The organism is Novosphingobium lentum NBRC 107847, assembly GCF_001590965.1.
GTDB lineage: Bacteria > Pseudomonadota > Alphaproteobacteria > Sphingomonadales > Sphingomonadaceae > Novosphingobium > Novosphingobium lentum.
On the sequence record NZ_BCTW01000003.1, the window covers coordinates 1 to 21,771 of the forward strand.

Sequence of the window (21,771 nt, forward strand, 5' to 3'; positions counted from 1 at the left end):
TCAGCTGGGTCCTCGCCGTCTCGCCCTCGGCGTTCGCGGCGGTGATCGTTCCGGTATCGCAGGCCATGTCGTATCCTCCCGGCGGTCTGTCGTTCACGTTCGCCTAGGGCGCAGCACGGTCCGGTGCCATAGCACTTTGGTCAAATCGCGGTGACGGCGTGGCTCTAAAGTGCAATGTCGGACCGGTGCGCTGCATGCCAAGACACCCCGCACAACGAGCTGAACCGAGGATGCCATGCGCCTGATCTCCATTTCCGCGTTCGCCGCGCTCGCGCTGGCTGGGTGTTCGGGCCAAGTGCCCGACACCAGCGCCACCGACGAGGCGACCGCAACTGCCGACAGCACCGCCGCTGCACCGGACGCCGCGTCGGACGTCGCCACGCCTGCGCCCGAGGCTTCGGCCAGCGCATCGCCGTCACCGAGCGCATCGGCCTCGCCGAGCGCGACGCCCGGCGCCAACGCTTCGACCCCCGCCGCAAAGACCGCCGGGGCCGCCAAGGCTGTCGCCACGCTCGCACCCGTTGCCGCGCCGACGAAACTCGCGGCTGCCGCAGTCACCCCGCCACCCACGTTCGCGCGGTGCGCGGTGTGCCACAACGCAGAAAAGGGCGCGGGCGACAAGATCGGCCCCAATCTCTACGGCATCTACGGCACCAAGGCGGCGGCCGTCGGCAGTTACGCTTTCTCCGATGCGCTGAAGGGTGCGGGCCTGACGTGGAACGAGGCGACGCTCGACACCTGGATATCCGGACCGATGGCGATGGTGCCCGGCACGCGGATGAGCTTTCCCGGCATCAAGGATCCGGCCAAGCGCGCCGAGATCATCGCGTTCCTCAAGGCGTCGCGCTGAGCGACCAACCGGCCTAGAACCGCGCGGCCACCGACACCCGCAGGCGGCGCGGCGCCCCAGGGGCGTAGGCGCGCGGGTTGGTGGCGCCGGGGGCTTCGGCCAGCACGACAGCGCCGGTTTGCGCGAACGTGCCGAACGTGGCGTAACGCTTGTCGAACAGGTTGGTGACTTGCGCGGTCACCGCCAACCCGCTGCTCCAGCTGCGCCGCAGCCGCAGCCCGGCAATGGCAAAGCCGGGCAGCGGGGCGTTGGCATTGCTTTCGTCGCCCACCAGCACCTGGCCCGATTGCGCCTCGATCGACAGCCCGGCAAGCCATCCGTCGCGCTGGTAACTGACGTCGAGATTGGCCGAGTGGCGTGGCAGGCCGGGCAGTCGTGCTCCTGGGGACACCGAAATCGTGCCATCGGGGTCGGCGGCGGGATTGTTGGGGCTGCTGGCAACGAAGCCGTCGCGAAAGCGTGCATCGGTGAAGGCGTAGCCCGCGCTAACCTGCCAACCGCCGCGCTGCCACCGGGCGCTCAGTTCCACGCCCTGCCGCCGGCTGCGTCCGCCGTTGACGAAAAAGGCGCGGCCGCTGATCGTCGAGGCCACGCGGCGGATGTCGTCGCTGGTGTCGGTGCGCCACAGCTCGACATGCCACGACAGCGCGTCGCCGGTGTGGCGCACGCCTGCGCTCCAGTGGCGCGCGATCACCTGCCTGAGCGGCGGGTCGGCGACGAAGAAGCTGGCGAGTGCGCACGGCGCGGCGGGGTCGGCGCACGACAGTTCGGCCGGGGTCGGCGTGCGGCTGGTGGTGGCAAAGCCGGCATGGAGTTCGATGGCCGGGGCGGGGGTGTAGTCGAGCTCGACCGAGGGGTTGAGCCGCGCGAAGCGGTGGCTGCCGTTCAGCGCGGTGCCGAGCTGGTCGTCGAGCGTCACGCGGTTGACCGCCCAGCGCGCGCCGGCCTCGAGCCGCAGCGTCGCGGTGAGCGGCAGCGCGACTTCGCCGAACAGCGAGGTGTCGCGCAAGTGCGAGGCGACGTCGACCGGGGTGATCGCGCCGTCGGCGGTGGACAGCACCGTACCGCCATCGGGTCCGATCGCCCCAATCGCGCGATCCGCGCCGAGTGATCCCAGCGCGGCGACCGCGCGGAAGCGCGTGTCGGCGCGTTCATGGACCATCCCCAGCGCGATGCGGCGGGTGCCCTTGTCGGTCTCGCTGGTGGACAGCCACTGCACGCTGACGCCGCCCGAAGTGGTGTGTTCATCACCGCGATTGAGCACGCCGTAGGCGGGGATCGCGGGATCGAAAGCGACCGGGTGCCCGGCGGGATCGAGCAATGGCGATGCCGCGCCCGCATCACCGGTGGCGCACAGCGTGGCCGGATTGCCGGGGCAGGCGTCGAACTCGGCCAGGTCGCCGCTGCCGCTGGTGCGATGCAGGTGGGCGAGGTGGACGCTTCCCTCGATCCGGTTGCCCCGGCCCAGATCGACCCACGGCTGCAGCGCGATCCGGGCATAGCGGCTGCGGGTGGTGTCGGGCTGGGTGAACACGGCGACATACCGCGCCGCGAGCAGCTCGACCGGCGCCACCCCGTCGCCGCCCAGCCGCGTGTCCGCTGCGTTGGCGCGCAGGGCAAAGCCCCAGTTCGCGCCATCGTGGGTCAGGGTCGTGCCCAGCCGGTACAGCCGCGAAGCGCTGGCGTCGCGCCAGCCGGGATCGCGGATCGCGTCGCCTGCGACCAGCACGCTGTCGGACCCGCGCGTCACGCCGATGCTGGCGCTGCCGCCAACGCCGCCGATCGAATCGCCGTTCACCGACGCGCGCACGCCGGGCAGGTCGCGCGCGGAGGCGCTTTGCAGCAGCACCACGCCGCCCAGCGCGTTGCGGCCATAGACCGGGCTGGCGGCGCGCAGTTCGGCGCGGACGAGCATCGCTTCGGGCAGGAGATCGAGCGCCAGCGTATCGCCGAACGGTTGGTTGAAGCGGATGCCGTCGAGATAGACCGCCAGCCCCTGTTCGGTGCCTTGCACCGCGCTGGCGCCATAGCCGCGCCAGATCACGCCCTGCTGCCATTCGTTGCCCTCGGCATCGGCCAGCGTGACGCCCGGGGCCTCGCGGCGCAGCGCGGCTGCCAGATCGCTGCGTGCGCCCGCCATGATGGCGGCGGCGTCGATCCCGCTGGCCTCCTCGGCATCGATTGCGCCACCCGGCGCGGTGACCACGATCGGGGCAGGGCTGGGTGCGGGTGCGTCGGCGACCGTCAGCGCCGCCGCCAGCACGGCGACAGGCAGCATCACAGCATCCGGCGCAACACACCGTCGCGCACGACGAAGCGGTGGTGCACCGCGGCCCCGATGTGGAGCGCCAGGAGCGCGACGAACAGCCAGCCCATCAGCTCGTGGCTTTCGTGGCTGACCGCGAAGGCAGTGCTGCCCTTGGTCACCGGCAGGCGCGGCACGCCGAACAGGCCGAACCACGTCAGCGGGTAGGTTCCGGCGGACGACATCGCCCATCCGGTCAGCGGCATCGCGATCATCAGGCCATAGAACAGCGCATGGACCGCATGGGCGGCGCGGCGCTGGTGCAGGCCCATCGTGTCGGGCCAGCCGGGCATCCGCCACTTCAGCCGCCAGCCCAGCCGGACCAGCGACAGGGCAAGGATCGTCAGCCCGCTCGCCTTGTGGAACGGCATCGGCTGCCACACCGGCTTCAGCGCATCATGGAACAGGCCGGTAAGCAGGTTCGCGACGATCAGCGCGGCGATGATCCAGTGCAGCGTGCGCGCAAGCCGGTTATAGCGGGCGACGGAACCGTTCACCGCACCCTGACCTTGATCCCCGCCCACAGCGTGCGCGGGGTGCCGAGGTCGATCGAGCCGCCCTGGTTGCGGGTGACGATGTCCGCGCCGGTCAGGTTTTCTCCGCGCAGCACGATCGCGAACGGACCGGCGACGGGCACTTCGAGATAGGCGTCGATGGTGGTGGCGGGCGGCAGGCTGTCGACTTGCAGGTCATCCTCGTACTGCAGGCCGGTGTGGCGCAGCGTGGCGGCCAGCGTCCAGTCGTCGCGCGGGTGCCATGACAGCGTGGCGCTCATCGCGATTTTCGGCGTTTGCGCGGGGCGCTTGCCATCAAGCGCGGCGGACGCGCCGCTTGCCTCGACCTTGGCGTCGGTCAGCGCCAGCGACCCGTCCAGGCCGACGCGGCCCACGCGCAGCGCCGCGCCGAATTCCAGCCCGCGCGCGCGGATCGCATCGACGTTGAAGCGCTGGCGGGTGATCGTGGTGGCGGTGGAGGCCAGCGTGACGTTGGCGATCGCATCGAGCACCTTGTTGTCGAACGCGGTGGCCGACAGCGTCAGCGCGGGGAAGGGCTTTACATCGACGCCCGCCTCGAACCCGCGCAGGCGCTCGTTGCGCAAGGCGGCGTTGGCGCGGGTGGTGGTGGTGATCACGGTCTTGGAACCAGCCCCTGTCGCGGCCAGCGCGAACGTGCGGTACAGTTCGTTCAGCGTCGGCTGGCGCATGCCGGTGTAGGCCGACGCGCGCAGCGACAGGCCGGGCAGCGGGGTCAACACCGCGCCGCCGCGAAAGCTGCCCTGCCAGCCCGCGCGATCGGGGTAGGCGACGTCGCCGGTGACGACGCCCGCGGCCGTAGTGGTGCGCAAGTGGCCCGCCGAGATCGTCCAGCGATCGGCGCGCGCGCCTGCGGTCAGCACCAGCGCACCGAACGTCCAGTCATCCTGCACGAACAGCCCGACATCGCCGTTGCGCCCGCCGGCGGCGCGCCGCGCGGTGATCGCGCCGGTGGCGGGGTTGTACGCATCCTCGCGCCCTTCGCCGCTGGCGTTGCGCCAGTCCGCGCCCAGCCGCAGCACATGCCCGCCACCCACGGGCGGACGCAGTTCGATCTTGCCGCCGACGCCGGTGGAGGGCGTGGCATGCTGGTCCAGCGTCTTTTTGAAGCTGGTCGAGCTGATCACGATATTGGTGAAATTGCGCGCCTGGATATAGCCGAGCACGTCGAACTGCCATGGCCCGTGCCCGACCACGCGCAAGCTGGCGTCCTCGCCGCTCGAGGTGCTGTCGGCCCCGGCAAAGCGCAGCGTGCGGTGGTCCGAAAAGCCCAGACCCCGCGCCTGCAGCTCGATCGTGTCGGTCAGCGGAGCGACCCCACGGATGCCCACGGACCAGCTGTCGTACTTCGACTTCACGCTTAGCGGCACGCGCTGGCTGGAGGGCGTGGTCCAGAACCCCTGGCCGCGATCCCAGCGGCCCGAGACGACCGCAAAGCCGCTTCCGATGGTGGGCGCGAACGTGCCCGAAAGCTCGGTCTCGCCGCGATCGTCGACGAGCGCGCTCGCACCGAGCAGGCCCAGTTGCGCGGCATCGGCGCTGGCGAGGTCGATCGTGCCCGCAACCGCGCCCGCACCGAACGCGCCCGATCCGCCGCCGCGCGTGACCCGGGCCGAGGCGAGGCGTTCGGGCGCAATCGCGCTCAGCGGGATCGAGCCGAAGAATGGATCGGCCATCGGCACCCCGTCGAGCAGCACCAGCGTGCGGCTGCTCGCATTGCCGCCCAGCGCGCGCAAGGTCACCCCTTGCGCCGATGGGTTGGCGGCGCGGCTGTCGGAGCGGCGGAACTGCTGGAAGCCCGCGACCGACGACAGCGCGTCCTCGATCCGGCCCGATGCGGTGGCGGTCAGCCGGTCGCGCGCGATCGTCTGCAGGTCATAAGCGGGCGCTGCCGGCGTGTCGGGCAGGCCGGTCCCGGTCACGACGATCTGCGGCGGCGATGCCTCGTCTGCATGCGCGGCAACGGGCAGGGCGCTCAGGGCGGCGGCCAGCAGCTTCAGCCGGGCGTGGGTGCGGGGGTTGCGGCAGTCAGGAAGGGGCATGGGCGATCAATTTCCGATGGGCTTGGCCAGGACAGGTTCGGGCGGCCGTGTCACCACGACCGCCCGACGGGGCCGGTCGACATGCCCATAGGCGCGGCGACCGTCTGCTTCCAGCGGGGAGAGCGCTAGAAGAACAGGATTCCACCCACGGCCAGTGCGTTGCTGGCGGCTTCGTTGCCGTTGTGCGCCTCGGACTTGGTGTGGATGTATTCGCCGATCAGCGTGACCCAGCTGGTCAGGCCGTAGCGCAGCTGACCCACGTAACTCGAATTCTTGTCGAGCAGCGTCGGGTTGGCGACGGCGTCGGCGGCGTTGGCATAGTCGAGGTAGCTCGCGCCGTAACTGCCGCCGAGGCCCAGCTTGCCCAGCGTGACCAGCGCCTGGCCGTAGAACCCGTGGCTCTTGCGCGGGTTGCCGAACGCATCGGTGTCGAACAGGTTGAGCACGGTGGTGCCCAGCCCCTTGCCGTCATAGTAATAGCCGGTCAGCGCGACCGGGCCGACGGTGATCTTGGCACCTGTATCGAAGCCGCGACCGGTGTAGCTGGTCAGGCCCGCGCCCAGCGTATCGTGCTTTTGGGTAATGCCCGACAGCCACAGCCGCGCGCCGATGTCACCGAACTTGCCGTCATAGGTGATCTTGCCCTGGAAACCGGGGCTCTTGTTGCCCTGTGCCGGCGCGGACAGCGATTCTAACGGCTGGAACACGCCGAACTGAGCCTGCAGACCGCCCAGGTTGGGCGTGGAATACGTGATCTGCGGCTGGAAGTCGGTGTAGATGTAGCCGATGCCGATGCGGCCGAGCGTGGTGTTGCCGGGCGCGACATTGCCGCCGGGGCTGCCCGACGATAGCAGCGTAATGTCGTTGAGAATGCCCTCGGACCCGAACAGCCCGATGTCGCGTCCGATCTTGAGTTCGCCCAGGCCGTGACGGCCGATGGTCATGTAGGTCTGGCGGAAATCGATCCCGGCGGTGCCCAGCGCGGTCGGCTGGCCGCCGTTGTTGGCGCCGAGCGCGCCGTAGGCGGTGCTGTTGATGCCGGGGTACATGCCAAAGTGCGCGCCGATGTCCCAGCCGCCCTGCGTGGTCGATACCTCGACCTTGAGGAAGCCCGGCAGCAACCCGTTGCGCACCGCGCTGCTGTTGTTGCCGCCGACCGCCGCAACCCCGCCGACGACTGCGGTGGTGGCGCTGGCGGTGGCGGGATTGTCGTGGACGTAGAACCCGTTGACCGATCCCGAGAAGCGGATCGTGGCGCCGCCGGCTTCGAAGCCGATGCCGCTTTCGGTCATGTGGACCACGCGCTTGTCGTTGAGCGCGGCTTCGGCTTGCGCCATCGCCGGGGCAGGCGCGGCGGCGGCCTTGGCCTGGTCGGCCATTTCCTGCTGCATCAGCTCGTTGTAGTCCTCGTCGCTGAGGATGCCCTTCTCGTGCAGGCGCTTGAGCAGCGCCTCGCTGGTGGACGCCTGGGCGGCCGTGGCGGTCAGCGCCAGTGCGGCGGTGGCGGCGCAGGCCAGCAGGTAGTTGCCTCTCATCATCATCCCCCTTCGGATTTTTATCGTTGCGGTGTCGGGGGATGATGCGACAGCGGGGCAGCGGCTGAAATTGGACTTTGGGCAGTGGTACTTTAGGCCGACGCGCGTCGGGCAGGGGTGCGCGCAACCGCGATCAGGGCGCGATGGCCACGCCCCATGGGCCGCCGCCCGCCGGAACCGTGGCGACCACCTTCATTGCGGCGAGATCGACCACGCTGACGTCGTCGCTCAACCCGTTGGCGACGATCGCCGTGCGGTCGCCCTCGGCCAGCGCGAGGTGCCACGGCCGGTTGCCGACCTTGACGTAGCCGCGCACCGCGCCGCTTGGCACATCGACCACCGCGATCGCGTTCGACCGGCCCAGTGCGACGATCGCGGTCTTGCCGTCCTGCGTGAAGCGGATGCCGCAGGGCAGCACTTTGTAGGCGGGCGCATCGGGCGGCACGAAGTCGATGGTGCGCACGATCTTGCGCGTGGCGACGTCGACGACGTGGACTTTCTGCCCGGCCTCCGCCGCGATCCACAACTGCGTGCCATCGGGCGTGAACTCGACATGGCGCGGGCGCGCCTCGGTCTCGGTGGTGGCCACCGGCGTGTGCGTGGCCAGATCGATCCACGCGACAGTCGAGTCTTCCTCGCTGGTCACGACCAGCCATTTCGCGTCGGGGCTTTCGGCGACGCCCTCGGGCTCCTTGCCCACCGGCACCTGCCACGCAACGGTGCGGTTGGCGAGGTCGATGGCGGTGACGGCGGCGTCATCCTCGTTCGCCACGAACAGCAGCTTGCCGTCGCGCGAAGGGAAGAACTGCTCGGGATCCTGCCCCGATGGCAGCGAGGACATCAGGTGCCCGTCGGCGCGGTCGCGCACTTCGACCGCGTTGTCCTGGCCCACCGCGACGAACACCGCTTTGCCGTCGCGCGACAGGGCAATGCCGCGCGGGCGGCGCCCGGTCGGCCAGGTCGCGATGACCTTGCCGCTGGGTACGTCGATCACGGTGACCGAATTGCCGCGTTCGTTGGAAATGTAGGCGGTTTCGGCGGACGTCCGGGGCGTGCCCGCCACCAGCGCCGCGACTGTACCGGCGATGAACAAATGTGTCCTCATTCCAGCAAACTAGGCCTCCCACAGCGCAATTGTACTAGACCATGGTACTATGTCCGGCAGGGGCGGGTTTGCCTAGTTTGGCCCGATACCGGCAGTGACCGGCACGGGAAACGAACGGGTCGTGGCGCAAATGCGCAAGCCCTCGATAAAGGATGCCTGGGCAATGACCCCCAAATTCGGACGAGTAGCGCTGATCGTGGCGGGAACGCTGGCGTCGCTCAGCGTCGGCTCGCAACTGATGGCGCACGGCAACGTCACGCCGCAGCCGGTCGACACCACCGCACTGCCCGAGATCGGCGAGGCGTGGCTGACGCACAATCCCTATCGCGGCAATGCCAAGGCGATCGAGATCGGCGAATCCGCCTATGGCCAGAACTGCGCGCGCTGCCACGGGCTGCAGGCGATGTCGGGCGGGATCGCGCCCGATTTGCGCTATCTCGAACTGGGCGACACCGGCGACGAATGGTTCGTCCAGCGCTACCAGCACGGCTCCAGCCACGACGGCAAGGTCTACATGCCGCCGCTGGGCGAAGTGCTGGGCCAGAAGGCCGGCTGGGCGATCCGCAGCTGGCTTGAAACCAAGCATCTGGAAGATTGAGATGATCTCGCGGCGGGGGCTGCTCGGATCGGTCGCGGCGTCGCTGGTATTGTCCATCGTCCCCGCGCGCATCGCCGCTGCGCCGCTGGCCAAAGTCAGGGACCTCGGCGTGCTGCGCGTGGCGGTGTATCAGGACAACCGGCCGTGGTCGTGGAGCGCGGATGGCGCGGTGAAGGGCATCGACGCCGACTTGGCGCGCGCCATCGCAGCGGAGCTGGGCGTGCGCGCCGACGTGGTCGCGTTCCTCGCCGGCGACGACATGGGCGACGATTTGCGCAACACCGTGTGGCGCGGCGGATTGCTGGGCTTCCAGCCGTGCGACGCGATGATGCACGTGCCGTTCGACCACAAGCTGCAGCTCGATAACGACCAGGTCGCGATCGTCGCGCCGTATTACCGCGAGAGCTTCGCCGCGGTCTGCGGCAACGAGCAGTCCGATTGCGAAGTGCCGCCGCCGCAGTTCAAGGGTCGGCGGCTGGCGGCCGAAGTCGATTCTATCCCCGACATGTACCTGATGGGCGGGTTCGGTGGCGTGCTGCGCGGCGATGTCGTCCACTTCCGCAGCGGCTACGATGCCGTCGCCGCGATCGGACAGGACAAGGCCGATGTCGCGGTCGCCACGCGGGCACAGGTCGAGGCGGCGACCCACGATCTCGCCAATCCCGCGATCAAGCGCCGCACCAGCCCGCTTCAGGCGATCATGTCGCCGGGCTGGGATATCGGGCTGGCGGTCAAGGAAAACAGCCGCACGCTGGGCGATGCGATCGAGGCGATCCTTGCGAAAATGACCGCCGACGGCCGGCTGGCCGCGATGTTCGCGCAGCACGGCGTCACCTGGCGCGCCGCGCTCGCCGGCTGAATTGCTGCGCCCTGCGGCATTCCATGCTGCGCAACATCGCGCATGCTTGGCCTAAGGTCCAATTGCTGCAACCCCTGCACCCGATAGGGTCTCATCCATGGAAAACAGGCCGCACCGGCAAGCAGTTCCGGAACGATGCAGTCACCATCACAGGAGGGACACCATGAAGGGCAAGTTCAAGAACGGCATCACCGGCAGCATGGCCAGCATCGCCACGCTCGGCCTGCTGATCGCCGCACCGCTGCAGGCTGCCGACGGACCGACCGCGCAAGACCTCGTCAACGATGCCGGGTCGACCGGCGACGTGCTGACTTACGGCATGGGCCCGCAGGCGCAGCGGTTCAGCCCGCTGGCCAAAGTCAACGCCGACAACGTCAAGTCGATGGTCCCCGCGTTCGCGGCTTCGCTCGGCGGGGAAAAGCAGCGCGGCCAGGAATCGCAGCCGCTGGTCTATGACGGCACGATCTACGTGACCGGATCGTACTCGCGGCTTTACGCGTTCGATTCGCACACCGGCGAAAAGAAGTGGGAATACGACGCGCGTCTGCCTGACGGGATCATGCCGTGCTGCGACGTGGTCAACCGCGGTGCCGCGATCATGGGCGACAAAGTGCTGTTCGCCACGCTCGACGCGCATCTCGTGGCGCTCAACCGCCATACCGGCAAGGTCGTGTGGAACAAGGCGATCGCCGATTACCAGGCGGGCTATTCGGCCACCGCCGCGCCGCTGATCGTGCGCAACATGGTCATCACCGGCAACTCGGGCGGCGAATTCGGCGCGGTCGGCGCGATCCAGGCGCGCAACGTCGATACCGGCGAGCTGATCTGGGAACGTCCGGTGATCGAAGGCCACATGGGCATGCTCAACGGCAAGCCCAACGGCATCACCGGCAAGACCAATGCCAGCTGGCAGGGCGATTTGTGGAAGACCGGCGGCGGCGCGACGTGGCTGGGCGGGACATATGACCCCGACACCAACCTGATCTTCTTCGGCACCGGCAACCCCGCGCCGTGGAACAGCCACTTGCGCCCCGGCGACAACCTCTACACCGCCTCGACGCTGGCGCTCGACCCCGACACCGGGGTGATCAAGTGGCACTACCAGACCACCCCGCACGACGGCTGGGACTTCGACGGGGTGAACGAATTCATCCCGTTCGACGCCACGATGGCCGGCAAGCCGATGAAGCTGGGCGCCAAGGCCGATCGCAACGGCTACTTCTACGTCATCGACCGCACCAACGGACACCTGATGGGCGCCAGCAAGTTCGTGATGGAAACCACCTGGGCCAACGGTATCAACCTGAAGACCGGGCGGCCCAACTTCGTCGACGCCAACCGCCCGGGTCCGCCCAACGGCAGCGAAAAGGGCACTTCGGTGTTCTCCAGCCCCAGCTTCCTGGGCGGCAAGAACTGGATGCCGATGGCCTATTCCAAGGACACCGGGCTGTTCTACGTGCCCTCCAACGACTGGGGCATGGACATCTGGAACGAACCGATCGCCTATAAGAAGGGCGCGGCCTATCTCGGCGCCGGCTTCACCATCCGCCCGGTGGCGCCCGATCACATCGGCGCGTTGCGCGCGATGGACCCCAAGACCGGCAAGATCGTGTGGGAATACAAGAACAAGGCTCCGCTGTGGGGCGGCGTGCTGACCACTGCGGGCAACCTGGTGTTCACCGGTACGCCCGAAGGCTATCTCAAGGCCTTCGATGCCAAGACCGGCACCGAACTGTGGAAGTTCAACACCGGGTCGGGCGTGGTCGGATCGCCGATCACGTGGGAACAGGACGGCGAGCAGTATGTCGCGGTCATGTCGGGCTGGGGCGGCGCGGTGCCGCTGTGGGGCGGCGAAGTGGCCAAGACGTTCAAGGACATCAGCCAGGGCGGCGCCCTGTGGGTGTTCAAACTGCCGAAGAGCTGATCGTGTCTGGCGGCGCGAGGGCTTTTCCTTGCGCCGCCACAACTGGCAGATAACATGAACGCCATGGCCCTTGTCCCCGACCTTTCCCACGCTCCCGCTCCCGAAAGGGTGCTGATCGTCGACGATCACTCGCTGGTGCGCGACGGGTTGCGCAGCGTGCTGGCGGTCAGCTTTGCGGGTTGCGAAATATTCGAGGCGGCCAATTTCGCCGAGGCGAGCGCGATCCTGCAGGCGCAGGACGACATCGACCTCGTGCTGCTCGATCTCAACATGCCCGATGTTTCGCGCCTTTCGGCGCTTCAGGCGATGCGCGAGAACTGGCCGGCCACGCCGGTGGTGATGGTTTCGGGCACCCTCGACCGCGCCACAGTGCGCGAAGCGCTGGCTGCAGGAGCCGCCGGGTTCGTGCCCAAATCGCTGAAGCGCAACGACATCGTCGAGGCGCTGCGCCACGTCATGGCGGGCGAGATCTACGTTCCCGAAATCCTCGACGCGGACGATCCCGGCTCGCGTGAGGAAGCCTCGATCAACGGCCGCATCGAAACGCTCACACCGCAGCAGCGCGTGGTGCTGGGCCACCTCGTCAACGGCAAGCTCAACAAGCAGATCGCGTTCGAGCTCGACGTGTCGATGACCACGGTCAAGGCGCATGTCTCGGCGATCCTGCAGAAGCTCAACGTGTTCAGCCGCACCCAGGCGGTGATCCTCGCCAACCGCGTGGGGTTTACGGGATAATCTGAGTTTCAGTTTCACTGAAACTCGTGCGGGCCGGTGCCGCCTCCAGCCGTTAGGCTGGAAAAGACTCTAACCCGATTCCCCGCTCAGCATCGTGCGCATCAGCGCGCGCAGTTGCGCGGGCTTGACCGGCTTGTTGAGCAGCGGGAAGCGTGCGGCCGCGATCCGGGCTTTCACTTCCTCGCTGCGGTCGGCGGTGATCACCACGCCCGCCAGCTCGCGTCCGGCCAGCTTGCGCAGCGCGGCGATGGCATCGTCGCCGCGCGCGTTGTCGTCGAGATGGTAGTCGGCGATGACGAGGTCGAGCGGGCCTTGCGCCGCGGCAATCGCCGCCGGATCGCCCGGTCCGCGCGCCACCAGCACGGTGTGGCCCCAGTTCTCCAGCAGCGCGCGCATGCCTGAAAGGATCGCGTCGTCGTTGTCGATGATCAGCACCACGCCGCCTTCCAGCCGACCCAGCGCGGCGCGGCGCAGCACCGGATCGCGCGTACCGGCCTGCGCATCGCCGCGCGGAACGCGGATCGCGAACGTCGATCCTTCGCCGGGGACAGACGTGACCAGCACTTCGTGCCCCAGCATCGTGCTCGCCCGCCGCACGATGGCCAGGCCCAGGCCCTTGCCCGGAATGCGGTGATCGCTTTCCAGCCGACGGAACTCCTCGAAAATCAGGTCGAGGTTGGCCGGATCGATGCCCGGCCCGGTATCGCTGACCGCGATGCGCACGTGATCGCCTTCGTCGTCCACCCGCACCGAAACGACGCCCGACGAGGTATAGCGCACCGCGTTCGACAGGAAGTTCTGCAGGATGCGGCGCAGCAGCCGCACGTCGCTTTGCACCCAGGTTCCCGTTTCCGGAATTTCGAGCGTCAGCCCTTTGCCACGAGCGAGCGCCGCGATTTCGATGCGCAGCGCGGTGAGCAGCTGGTCGAGCTCGATCGAGCCGATTTCGGGCTGGATCGCGCCGGCATCGAGATGGGAAATCTCGAACAGCGTTTCGAGCAGGTCTTCCACCGAATCGAGCGCCACCCCGGTCTGCCGCACCAGCGCACGCGTCGGCAGCGCCAGCCGCCGCTCGCCCAGCGCGGCGACGAACAGCCGCGCGGCGTTGAGCGGTTGCAGCAGGTCGTGGCTCGCGGCGGCAAGGAAGCTGGTCTTCGATCGGTTGGCGTGTTCGGCAGCGGTCTTGGCCGAAAGCAGCGCGGCTTCGACCGAACGACGCTCTGCTACTTCGGCTTCCAGTTCCGTCGTGCGTTCGGCGACGCGGCGTTCGAGCGTACCGGCGGCTTCGCGCAGCGTTTCCTCGTAATGCAGCCGATCGGTCACGTCGTCGAAGCTGAATGCCATGCCGTCTGGCGCGATCGGGGTCGAGCGGATCAGGAACTGGCGGCCGCCCAGCCTGCACTGCGCCTCGATCCGTTCGCTGCCGCTGCGCCAGGCGACCACGTCCGCGCGCTCCAGCATCAGCGTGCCGCAATACGCGACAAGCCGTTCGTGCGTGCCGATCGTGTCGCGCTGGCCCGCTGGCAGGCCGAGCAGGCGCTCCAGCCCCTCATTGTGTGCCACCAGCCGCCGCTGCGCGTCATAAAGGCAAACGCCTTCGGACAGCGTGTCGAGCGTGGCCTGCAGCGCCACGTTGCGTTCGGCCAGTTCGCGCGCACGTTCGCGCGCATCCTCGGCCTTGACCTCGGTTATGTCGGTATAGATGCCGACGGTGCCGCCTTCGGTGGTGCGGATCTCGCTGATCTGGACCCAGCGCCCGTCGGTCAGCGCCTGGATGTGGACGCCGTTGGCCACGACGTGGCGCGCGACCCGTTCGGCAACCCAGCGGTCGGGTGATCGCAGCGCGCCGACCGGGCGCTGGCCCCGCGCAACCGCTTCGGCGACTTCGGAAAACTGCGGCGGATCGCCCGAAAGTTCGGCGATTTCCGGCCAGAAGCCCTGGTAGGCCTTATTGCACATCACCAGCCGGTCCTGCGCATCGAAGAGCACAAAACCGTCAGACAGCGATTCGATCGCGTCGCGCAAGCGGACCCGCGCCGCGTCGGCATCGCGGTGCGCCACGGCCAGATCGGCGTTGGCGGCGTTGAGGCTGGCAAGCGCCTCCTCAAGCTCGGTGGTGCGCGCGCGGACCATCGCCTCAAGCGAGATCGCGGTCTCGAACATCGAGAATGCACTGCCCTGCAGGTCGCTCGACCGTTCGACCCGGTCGATCAGCGCGGCGTTGATCCGGTCAAGCCGGCGCACCCGTTCTTCCAGCTCGGCGATGCGGGCCTGTGCCGGATCGGAGGCGGGCTGGGGCCGGGGGGTGATCGGGTGCGCTGCCATCAGCGGCCGATCGCCAGCCCGCTCAGCGTCTGGTTGATGTGCGCGGCGCGGAACTGTTCGCCATACGTATTGAAGCCGACCAGCCGCCGCTCGCTGTAGATGCGCGAAACCTGGTGGCCCAGCTGGCGGTTTTCGGCATCGATGCGGTTGAGCACGCAGTCGAAACCGATGACATGATCGATACCGCCCACTGCCGCATCGACCTCGTCGAACAGGCTGTGGAGGCTTTTGACGCGGTCGACCGGTTCACCCACCGACAGCACGATGCCGTTGTCGATCGCGCAATAGAACGTCAGGCTGCCATCAGGGTTGGCCGACTGGATCGAGCGCACGTGGTATTGCCCGCCCGCGCGGACCATCGGCGGGTGCGCGGCGAAAAACGCGGCGTCAAGCGGCTCGCCCGGCCGGCCCGCCAGCGCGCGGTATTCATCGGCGGCAGGCATCGCGTTGATTTCATAGACCACACGCGCCTGCGGGTCGCTTCCGGTGACGATCATCTTGGCTGGCCCCGGACGGTAGTGGTGGGCCGAAAACACATGCATCGGGCGCAAGCTGGACAGGATCGCCACAACCGCCGCATCCTTCAGGAACTGTCCGTTGACGAAGATCCCGGTCTCGCGGAACAACATGCCGTCGCCCGACGATCCGCCGACCATCACCGTGTCGCCCAGCGCGTCCTGGACGGTCATCGTCAGCAGTTCCTCGCGGTGCGACAGGCCATCGACAAGGAACAGCGCGGCGTGGTTGGCCTTGTCGCCCAGTTCGCGCGCGCGCTGCACCGCGCCTGCGGCCAACTGGCGGATCGCGGCGCGGCCCGCTTCGACATCGAACCCGTCGAGATCGTCGAAACAGTGCACCGCCATGCGGAACGCGTCGGCGGGAAAGCCGATGAACACCAGGCTGTCGCTGTCATAGCCGCGCTCGCTCAACTCGCCCGCGCTGGTGCAGCCGATCAGCGGAAAGCCGCCAAGATGCCGGGCGATGGCGGCGCTCAGCCGGTCGCGGTCATAGCTGTGCGAGCAGAACAGCAGCCCGCCAGCGAGCGCGCGTGTGCCCAGCCCGGCAGCAACATCGGCCACCGCGCGGTCAGGATCCGGATCGTGCGATGAGACGACCACCAGGCCATCGTCGCAAAGGCTCTGCGCCACAACTCTCTCCCGCAGTGGCGGTTTGCGCCACGACTTTGTTCTCGATCGCGGGGGCTTCTTGATGGACCCTTCCGCTCAATCTTCCCTAGCCTTTTGCGCGCGTTGCGCAAAGCGTTCACCCGGCGGCGGCGCTGTCACCGCGCGGCGGTTCGCCCGCTGCGTCCAGCGCGGCCGCTTCGGCATCGTCGAACACGCGGCTGCGCACGATGAACCGCACGCCTTCGGGGGCTTCCAGGCTCATGCCCGCGCCGCGACCGGGGACGACGTCGATCGTGATTTGCGTGTGGCGCCAGTATTCGAACTGCGACAGGCCGATCCACACCGGTGTGTCGTCCGCGATGCGGCCCAGCAGCACATCGCTGCCGCCGACGCGGAATTCGCCGCGGGCGAAGCACATCGGTGCCGAGCCATCGCAGCAGCCGCCCGACTGGTGGAACATCAGCGGGCCGTGGGTTGCCTGCAGCCGCGCGATCCATTCGGCGGCCAATGGCGTGACCAGCACGCGCGGCGGCGGGCCCGTTTCCGGACCCGCCGCCTGAACGATTGTGGTGGTGCCAGATGGGTTGCTCACGGCGCGCCGCCGGGTTGCCGGGGGCGGACGCTGGAGAGAACGTCCGCCCCCGGACCCCGCCGCGCCGCCGCCACGACCGGTCCCCCGACCGAGCTAGCAACCGGGCAGTCGACCCGACCGGCCAGAGCGACCCGAATGGGCTGGCCGATGCGAGATCGTGGCAGAGGGTGCCCATCGGGGGCGGCGGGGCGCATCAGAAGAAGCCAAGCGCCTTCGGGCTGTAGCTGACCAGCATGTTCTTGGTCTGCTGGTAATGATCGAGCATCATCTTGTGGTTCTCACGCCCGATGCCCGATTGCTTGTAGCCGCCGAACGCCGCGTGCGCCGGATAGGCATGGTAGCAGTTGGTCCATACGCGTCCGGCCTGGATTGCGCGGCCGAAACGGTAGCAGGTGTTGGCATCGCGGCTCCACACGCCCGCGCCAAGGCCGTACAGCGTATCATTGGCGATCGACAGCGCCTCGGCATCGTCCTTGAACTTCGTCACCGCGAGCACCGGCCCGAAGATTTCCTCCTGGAACACGCGCATCTTGTTGTGGCCTTCGAGCACGGTAGGCTTGACGTAATAGCCCTGTGCCAGCTCACCCTCGTGCGTGTGGCGCGATCCGCCGGTCAGCACTTTGGCGCCTTCGCGCTGGCCGATGTCGATGTACGACAGGATCTTCTCTAGCTGGTCGTTGGAGGCCTGCGCACCGATCATCGTCGATGGATCGAGCGGGCTGCCCAGCCTGATCGCCTCGACCCGCGCGATCGCGCGTTCCATGAACCGGTCATAGATCGATTCGTGCACCAGCGCGCGGCTGGGGCAGGTGCAGACCTCGCCCTGGTTGAGCGCGAACATCGCGAAGCCTTCCAGCGCCTTGTCGAAATAATCGTCATCGGCGGCCATCACGTCGGCAAAGAAGATGTTGGGGCTCTTGCCGCCCAGTTCCAGCGTGCAGGGGATCAGGTTCTCGCTGGCATACTGCATGATCAGGCGGCCGGTGGTGGTCTCGCCGGTGAACGCGATCTTGGCGATGCGCTTGTTGCTGGCCAGCGGCTTGCCTGCCTCGATGCCGAAGCCGTTGACGATGTTGAGCACGCCCGGCGGCAGCAGATCGCCGATCAGTTCGGCCAGCACCATGATCGACATCGGGGTCTGTTCGGCGGGTTTGAGCACCACGCAGTTGCCGGCGGCGAGCGCGGGGGCGAGCTTCCACACCGCCATCAGGATCGGGAAGTTCCACGGGATGATCTGGCCGACCACCCCGAGCGGTTCGTGGAAGTGATAGGCCACGGTGTCGTGGTCGATCTCGGAAATCGAGCCTTCCTGCGCGCGGACGCAGCCGGCGAAGTAGCGGAAATGGTCGATCGCCAGCGGGATGTCGGCGGCGGTCGTCTCGCGGATCGGCTTGCCGTTGTCGATCGTCTCGACCATCGCGATCAGGTCGAGGTTGTCCTCCATCCGCTGCGCGATCCGGTTGAGGACGATGGCGCGTTCGGCAGGCGAGGTGCGGCCCCACGCATCCTTGGCCTTGTGCGCGGCATCGAGCGCCAGCTCGATATCCTCGGCCGTGCCGCGCGCCACCTGGCACACCGGCTGGCCGGTCACCGGCGAGATGTTGTCGAAATACTGGCCGCGCACCGGCGCAACCCAGTCGCCGCCGATGTAGTTGTCGTAGCGGTCGCGGATCATCGCGGCGCCCGCAAACTTGTTCATCGCCTGCTCGAGCATGGAAGTCCTCTCCTTGGCCGACTCTGCGCCGGCCCGATCCCAGTGGTGAGGGCACGCTGCCCGTGCGGGCGGGCGGCGGCAATTGCACCTTAGGCCAAGTCGCGACGATGCTGGTCGGTTACAGCCGCACTATCCGCAGCCGCAGGGCATTGGTGATGACGCTGGGTTTCAACGATCATCCGAGCCGGGGTTGCTGCGTCGATATGCGGGCACATCGTGCCAAGCACGCCGGGTTAGGCGATCAGTCAGCAAACCGGCAATCGGTTTACAGCAGGCTCCAGCCCTTTTCGCCCCGCGCGCAGGCTTCGTAGGCGTCGGGCTCGAGCGGCTGGAGGATGCCGGTGGTTTCCTCTCCGTCGCAGCGGATGCGGCAGTGGTGTTCATCCAGCCCGCGCAGGCGCAGCCGCACGGCAGGGTCTGTAAGATCGAAACGATCGCCCTGAACCACATTCTCGCCGATAAAATCACCTTGCCAGATCGTTCCGTCGGGGGATCCGCCGTACAGGCCGCTGGTCATGTAAACGGTCTGGTTGCCGATCCGCTCGTAGTGGACGCGCTTCACGCTGCCGTCGTCGAGCGTGTAGTCGATTTCCCCTTCGAGGAAGACCTTGGTATCGGGTTCGAAGCGCAGCCGGCGATCGACCTTGCGGACTTTGCCATGCCGGGCGCGCGCATCGCCGTAGCGGTACAGCACGATCGGTCCCCAGATCGCGAAATCGGCAAACTGGACCCAGTTGCCGCCGATCCAGCCGGCCTTGGGCGCCGTGCCATCGGCCTGGAAGCGCGGTCCGCCGACGCCGCGTCCGATGCCCCAGTGCCGGTCGCGCGTGCCGCGTCCTTCGGCGCGTGAAAGCTCGATCCGTTCGTTGCCGACCTGGACCCAGCCGTGGACTTCGCCGAAGCTTTCGAACCCGGCCGTGACGTGGCGCTGTCCGCCGGCCGGCGTGCCGTGGTCCAGCGATCCGTAGGCGGCGCGGTACATCTGGCGATGGGTGTCGTACCAGGTCAGGTCGAAACCGATGCCCATCGCGTTTTGGGCAAGAACGTGGCGCCACTCGCGCATGCCCGAAACGATGGTGGGCTGGATCGGGCCGACGTGGATGTTGCCGCGGTTGGCGCCGATGCGGCGGAACGCGCGCACCGCCGTCTGCACCCCGCGCAAGGTCACGATGGCATAGGCCTCGGCCGTGTCGAGGTTGGGATAGAAACTGCCGCCGGTCGCGACCATCAGATCGCCGGTCTGGTCGTGGAACACGTTCCAGTGCCGCTCGAAAAAGCGCGGGTCGGTGGTGTAGGCGACGCGGATCGGATCGGGCGTCTGGTGGATCAGGTGATCGTCGAGCGGGGACAGCGGAAACTGCTCGGCAAAGTGGCCATCGGCCTCGAACGCCCAATCGTGTGTCATGCCGGGGCGTTCGTCATTTCAGGCGCAACGGCAGCCGGGTGGGGCCGCGCGTGACCATCGAATTGATCCAGTCGATCGACCCGGTCGGTTCGGCCATCTCGATGCTGGAATAACGTTCGAGCAGGGCATTGAGCACGATCTGCCCTTCGATCCGTGCCAGTGGCGTGCCCAGGCAGAAATGCGGCCCTTTGCCGAACGCCATGTGCGGATTGGGATTGCGCGTGATATCCAGCGTGTCCGGATCGTCGAACACGTCGGCATCGCGATTGGCGGACAGCAGCATGAAGAACACCCGCTCACCGGCGGTGAGTTGCTTGCCGCCCAGTTCGGTGTCTTCCTTCACGATGCGGCCTATCGACAGGATCGGGCTGTCGTAGCGCAGGAATTCCTCCACTGCCGTCACCATCCTGCCGGGGTCGGCGCGCAAGGCGGCCGCCGCATCCGGATTGTGCGCCAGCGCCATCAGCGAATTGTTGATGAGGTTGGCGGTCGTCTCGTGCCCGCCGTTCAGCACCATCATCAGGCAGCCGACAAGCTCGTCGTCATTCAGGCGGTGCCCCTCGACTTCCGAGAAGACCAGCTGCGACAGCATGTCGGTGCCCGGTTCGATCCGCCGCCGCGCGATCAGTTCCTTGAACAGCGTTGCCATGGCGTGCGCGCCGCGCCGGGCGCGCTCATACTTGTCGGGCACGCCGCGCGCGCTGCCGATGAACAGCATCATGTCGTCCGACCACCCCTTGACCTCGAGCAGCCGGGTGCGATCGACGCCCATCAGTTCCATCACCACCATGCCGGGCAGCAGGATCGAAAAGTTGGGCAGGATGTCGATCACATCGCCCTGCGGCATACGGTCGAGCAGCATGTGGGTGAGGCTCGACACGGTATCGCGCATCGCCTCGAACGTCGGCAGGTTCAGCACTTGTGCCATGTGCCGCCGCAACCGGGTGTGATCGGGCGGATCGCGGAACACCATCCAGCTGTTGAGATAGCGCAGCACTTCCTCGGCAGATGTCAGCGCAGCGGCGGGCAGGTGCTTGCGCACGCCGCCCAGCCGTTCGGCCGAATAGACCTCGCTGTCGGTCAGCGCGTCGGTGATATCGTCATAACCGGTGACCACCCAGCCCGACATCGGCTCGCTCCAGTGCACCGGGTCTTCCTCGCGCAGGCGCGCAAAGATCGGATGCGGATTGCGCAGCGTGGCCGGATCGGCGGGGTCGTAAGTCAGTTCATCGACACTCATGGCGAAATCGGCTCTAGCTTGAGGGAAGCGGCCGCAGCCGCGAGAAGATCAGGTCCAGCTGTTCCGCCAGGATCGCATCGCGCGGCCGGTCCCGGAACGCGTAGCCCTTGAGCGCGCGCATGTGCGACAGCAGGATGATCTCATGCGCCAGCAGCCGGTCATCGACCGCGCGAAATTCATCCACCGCCACCCCGGCGCGGATCAGGTCGCTGAAATATTCGGCGAGGTGGTGCTCCTCGCTGCGGTAGCGCTTCTTGGCCGTTTCGCTGAACGACTGGTATTCGCGATAGGCGACGAGGATCGACGCGGAGGAATCCCAGTGGCGCAGCCAGTACACGCGGATCGCCGCGTCCAGCTTTGCCGGTACGCCCTGGACTTTGCCGGCGGCCGCTTTCATTTCTTCGAGCAAATCGAGATTGATCTCGTCACAGACCATTTCGAGCAGGTCGCTTTTGGTCGAGATGTGCCGGTAAAGTCCGCCGATGCTCATCGACGCGCGTTCGGCCACCTCGTTCACCGAAATGGCGTCGAAACCGCGTTCCTGGATGAGTTGCATGACCACTTCGGACAAATGACGGCGGCGTTGGCGCGCACGTTCCTGGCGGACTCCGCGCGGTTTGCCGGTATCCTGCCCATCCTCGATCTTCTTGGGCCTTACCGCCATGATTGTCCCGTAAAATGAGCGAGCGCTCGCGAGATGGAAAGCTATGCCAAACGACCGGCACTTCGTCAACCAAGCACGAGAAATTGTCCGCATGCACCGGATTTGTGAGCGGTGTGATAAAGCACTTCGTCTGCATCGCGTTGACGATCCGGATCGGCGAGACTATAAAAAGTGAGTAACCGCTCGCAAAATACACGATGAGCTTGGACTGACGTCCT

At 67.4% G+C, this 21,771-nt stretch carries 17 protein-coding genes; 5 read left to right on the forward strand and 12 right to left on the reverse strand.

The window, feature by feature from the left end:
* Positions 1 to 235: 235 nt before the first annotated feature.
* Complete coding sequence (locus tag NL2_RS20995) at positions 236 to 850, forward strand: c-type cytochrome (RefSeq protein WP_157083003.1); 615 nt, start codon at positions 236 to 238, stop codon at positions 848 to 850.
* 13 nt (positions 851 to 863) lie between these two features.
* Here NL2_RS20995 and NL2_RS02810 read toward each other — a convergent pair whose 3' ends face one another.
* The 5 genes from NL2_RS02810 to NL2_RS02830 form a co-directional block, all read right to left on the reverse strand.
* On the reverse strand, positions 864 to 3,128 hold the full coding sequence (locus tag NL2_RS02810; RefSeq protein WP_068071510.1) for a TonB-dependent receptor: 2,265 nt from the start codon (positions 3,126 to 3,128) through the stop codon (positions 864 to 866).
* Complete coding sequence (locus NL2_RS02815; protein ID WP_068071918.1) at positions 3,128 to 3,652, reverse strand: cytochrome b; 525 nt, start codon at positions 3,650 to 3,652, stop codon at positions 3,128 to 3,130. The genes NL2_RS02810 and NL2_RS02815 overlap by 1 nt, the downstream gene beginning before the upstream one ends.
* Positions 3,649 to 5,730, reverse strand: coding sequence for a TonB-dependent receptor (locus tag NL2_RS02820; RefSeq protein ID WP_068071513.1), 2,082 nt, complete (start codon positions 5,728 to 5,730; stop codon positions 3,649 to 3,651). Before NL2_RS02820 ends, NL2_RS02815 begins: the two co-directional genes overlap by 4 nt.
* 125 nt (positions 5,731 to 5,855) lie before the next feature.
* Positions 5,856 to 7,268 carry a porin family protein gene (locus NL2_RS02825; protein ID WP_068071920.1) on the reverse strand — a complete coding sequence of 471 codons (1,413 nt, stop codon included), beginning with the start codon at positions 7,266 to 7,268 and terminating at the stop codon, positions 5,856 to 5,858.
* A 130-nt stretch (positions 7,269 to 7,398) separates the two neighbouring features.
* Entirely contained in the window at positions 7,399 to 8,370 is a 972-nt protein-coding gene (locus NL2_RS02830; protein ID WP_068071514.1) for a PQQ-dependent catabolism-associated beta-propeller protein, read from the reverse strand.
* Between the two features lie 163 nt (positions 8,371 to 8,533).
* Here NL2_RS02830 and pedF point away from each other — a divergent pair, with 163 nt between their 5' ends.
* The 4 genes from pedF (at position 8,534) to NL2_RS02850 (ending at position 12,486) form a co-directional block, all read left to right on the forward strand.
* On the forward strand, positions 8,534 to 8,968 hold the full coding sequence (pedF, locus tag NL2_RS02835; RefSeq protein WP_068071922.1) for a cytochrome c-550 PedF: 435 nt from the start codon (positions 8,534 to 8,536) through the stop codon (positions 8,966 to 8,968).
* 1 nt (position 8,969) lies between these two features.
* Positions 8,970 to 9,827: a substrate-binding periplasmic protein gene (locus NL2_RS02840; protein ID WP_068071515.1), complete on the forward strand. Its 858-nt coding sequence runs from the start codon at positions 8,970 to 8,972 to the stop codon at positions 9,825 to 9,827.
* Positions 9,828 to 10,026: 199 nt separating this feature from the next.
* Positions 10,027 to 11,751 carry a methanol/ethanol family PQQ-dependent dehydrogenase gene (locus NL2_RS02845; RefSeq protein ID WP_245647560.1) on the forward strand — a complete coding sequence of 575 codons (1,725 nt, stop codon included), beginning with the start codon at positions 10,027 to 10,029 and terminating at the stop codon, positions 11,749 to 11,751.
* A gap of 54 nt (positions 11,752 to 11,805) precedes the next feature.
* Positions 11,806 to 12,486 carry a response regulator transcription factor gene (locus NL2_RS02850; protein WP_084355816.1) on the forward strand — a complete coding sequence of 227 codons (681 nt, stop codon included), beginning with the start codon at positions 11,806 to 11,808 and terminating at the stop codon, positions 12,484 to 12,486.
* Between the two features lie 69 nt (positions 12,487 to 12,555).
* Here the strand turns inward: NL2_RS02850 and NL2_RS02855 are convergent, their stop codons facing one another.
* The 7 genes from NL2_RS02855 to NL2_RS02885 all read right to left on the reverse strand — a co-directional run bounded on the left by NL2_RS02855 (position 12,556) and on the right by NL2_RS02885 (position 21,553).
* On the reverse strand, positions 12,556 to 14,811 hold the full coding sequence (locus NL2_RS02855; RefSeq protein ID WP_068071518.1) for an ATP-binding protein: 2,256 nt from the start codon (positions 14,809 to 14,811) through the stop codon (positions 12,556 to 12,558).
* Entirely contained in the window at positions 14,811 to 15,959 is a 1,149-nt protein-coding gene (locus tag NL2_RS02860) for an FIST N-terminal domain-containing protein (RefSeq protein ID WP_068071520.1), read from the reverse strand. The genes NL2_RS02855 and NL2_RS02860 overlap by 1 nt, the downstream gene beginning before the upstream one ends.
* Before the next feature lie 115 nt (positions 15,960 to 16,074).
* Complete coding sequence (locus tag NL2_RS02865; RefSeq protein ID WP_245647547.1) at positions 16,075 to 16,530, reverse strand: DUF779 domain-containing protein; 456 nt, start codon at positions 16,528 to 16,530, stop codon at positions 16,075 to 16,077.
* Between the two features lie 193 nt (positions 16,531 to 16,723).
* Positions 16,724 to 18,244, reverse strand: a complete 1,521-nt coding sequence (gene adh / locus NL2_RS02870; RefSeq protein ID WP_068071522.1) for an aldehyde dehydrogenase — start codon at positions 18,242 to 18,244, stop codon at positions 16,724 to 16,726.
* A gap of 265 nt (positions 18,245 to 18,509) precedes the next feature.
* Complete coding sequence (locus tag NL2_RS02875) at positions 18,510 to 19,649, reverse strand: Rv3169 family protein (RefSeq protein WP_068071523.1); 1,140 nt, start codon at positions 19,647 to 19,649, stop codon at positions 18,510 to 18,512.
* 13 nt (positions 19,650 to 19,662) lie between these two features.
* Positions 19,663 to 20,889, reverse strand: coding sequence for a cytochrome P450 (locus tag NL2_RS02880; protein WP_068071526.1), 1,227 nt, complete (start codon positions 20,887 to 20,889; stop codon positions 19,663 to 19,665).
* A 13-nt stretch (positions 20,890 to 20,902) separates the two neighbouring features.
* On the reverse strand, positions 20,903 to 21,553 hold the full coding sequence (locus NL2_RS02885) for a TetR/AcrR family transcriptional regulator (protein WP_068071528.1): 651 nt from the start codon (positions 21,551 to 21,553) through the stop codon (positions 20,903 to 20,905).
* Positions 21,554 to 21,771 lie beyond the last annotated feature (218 nt).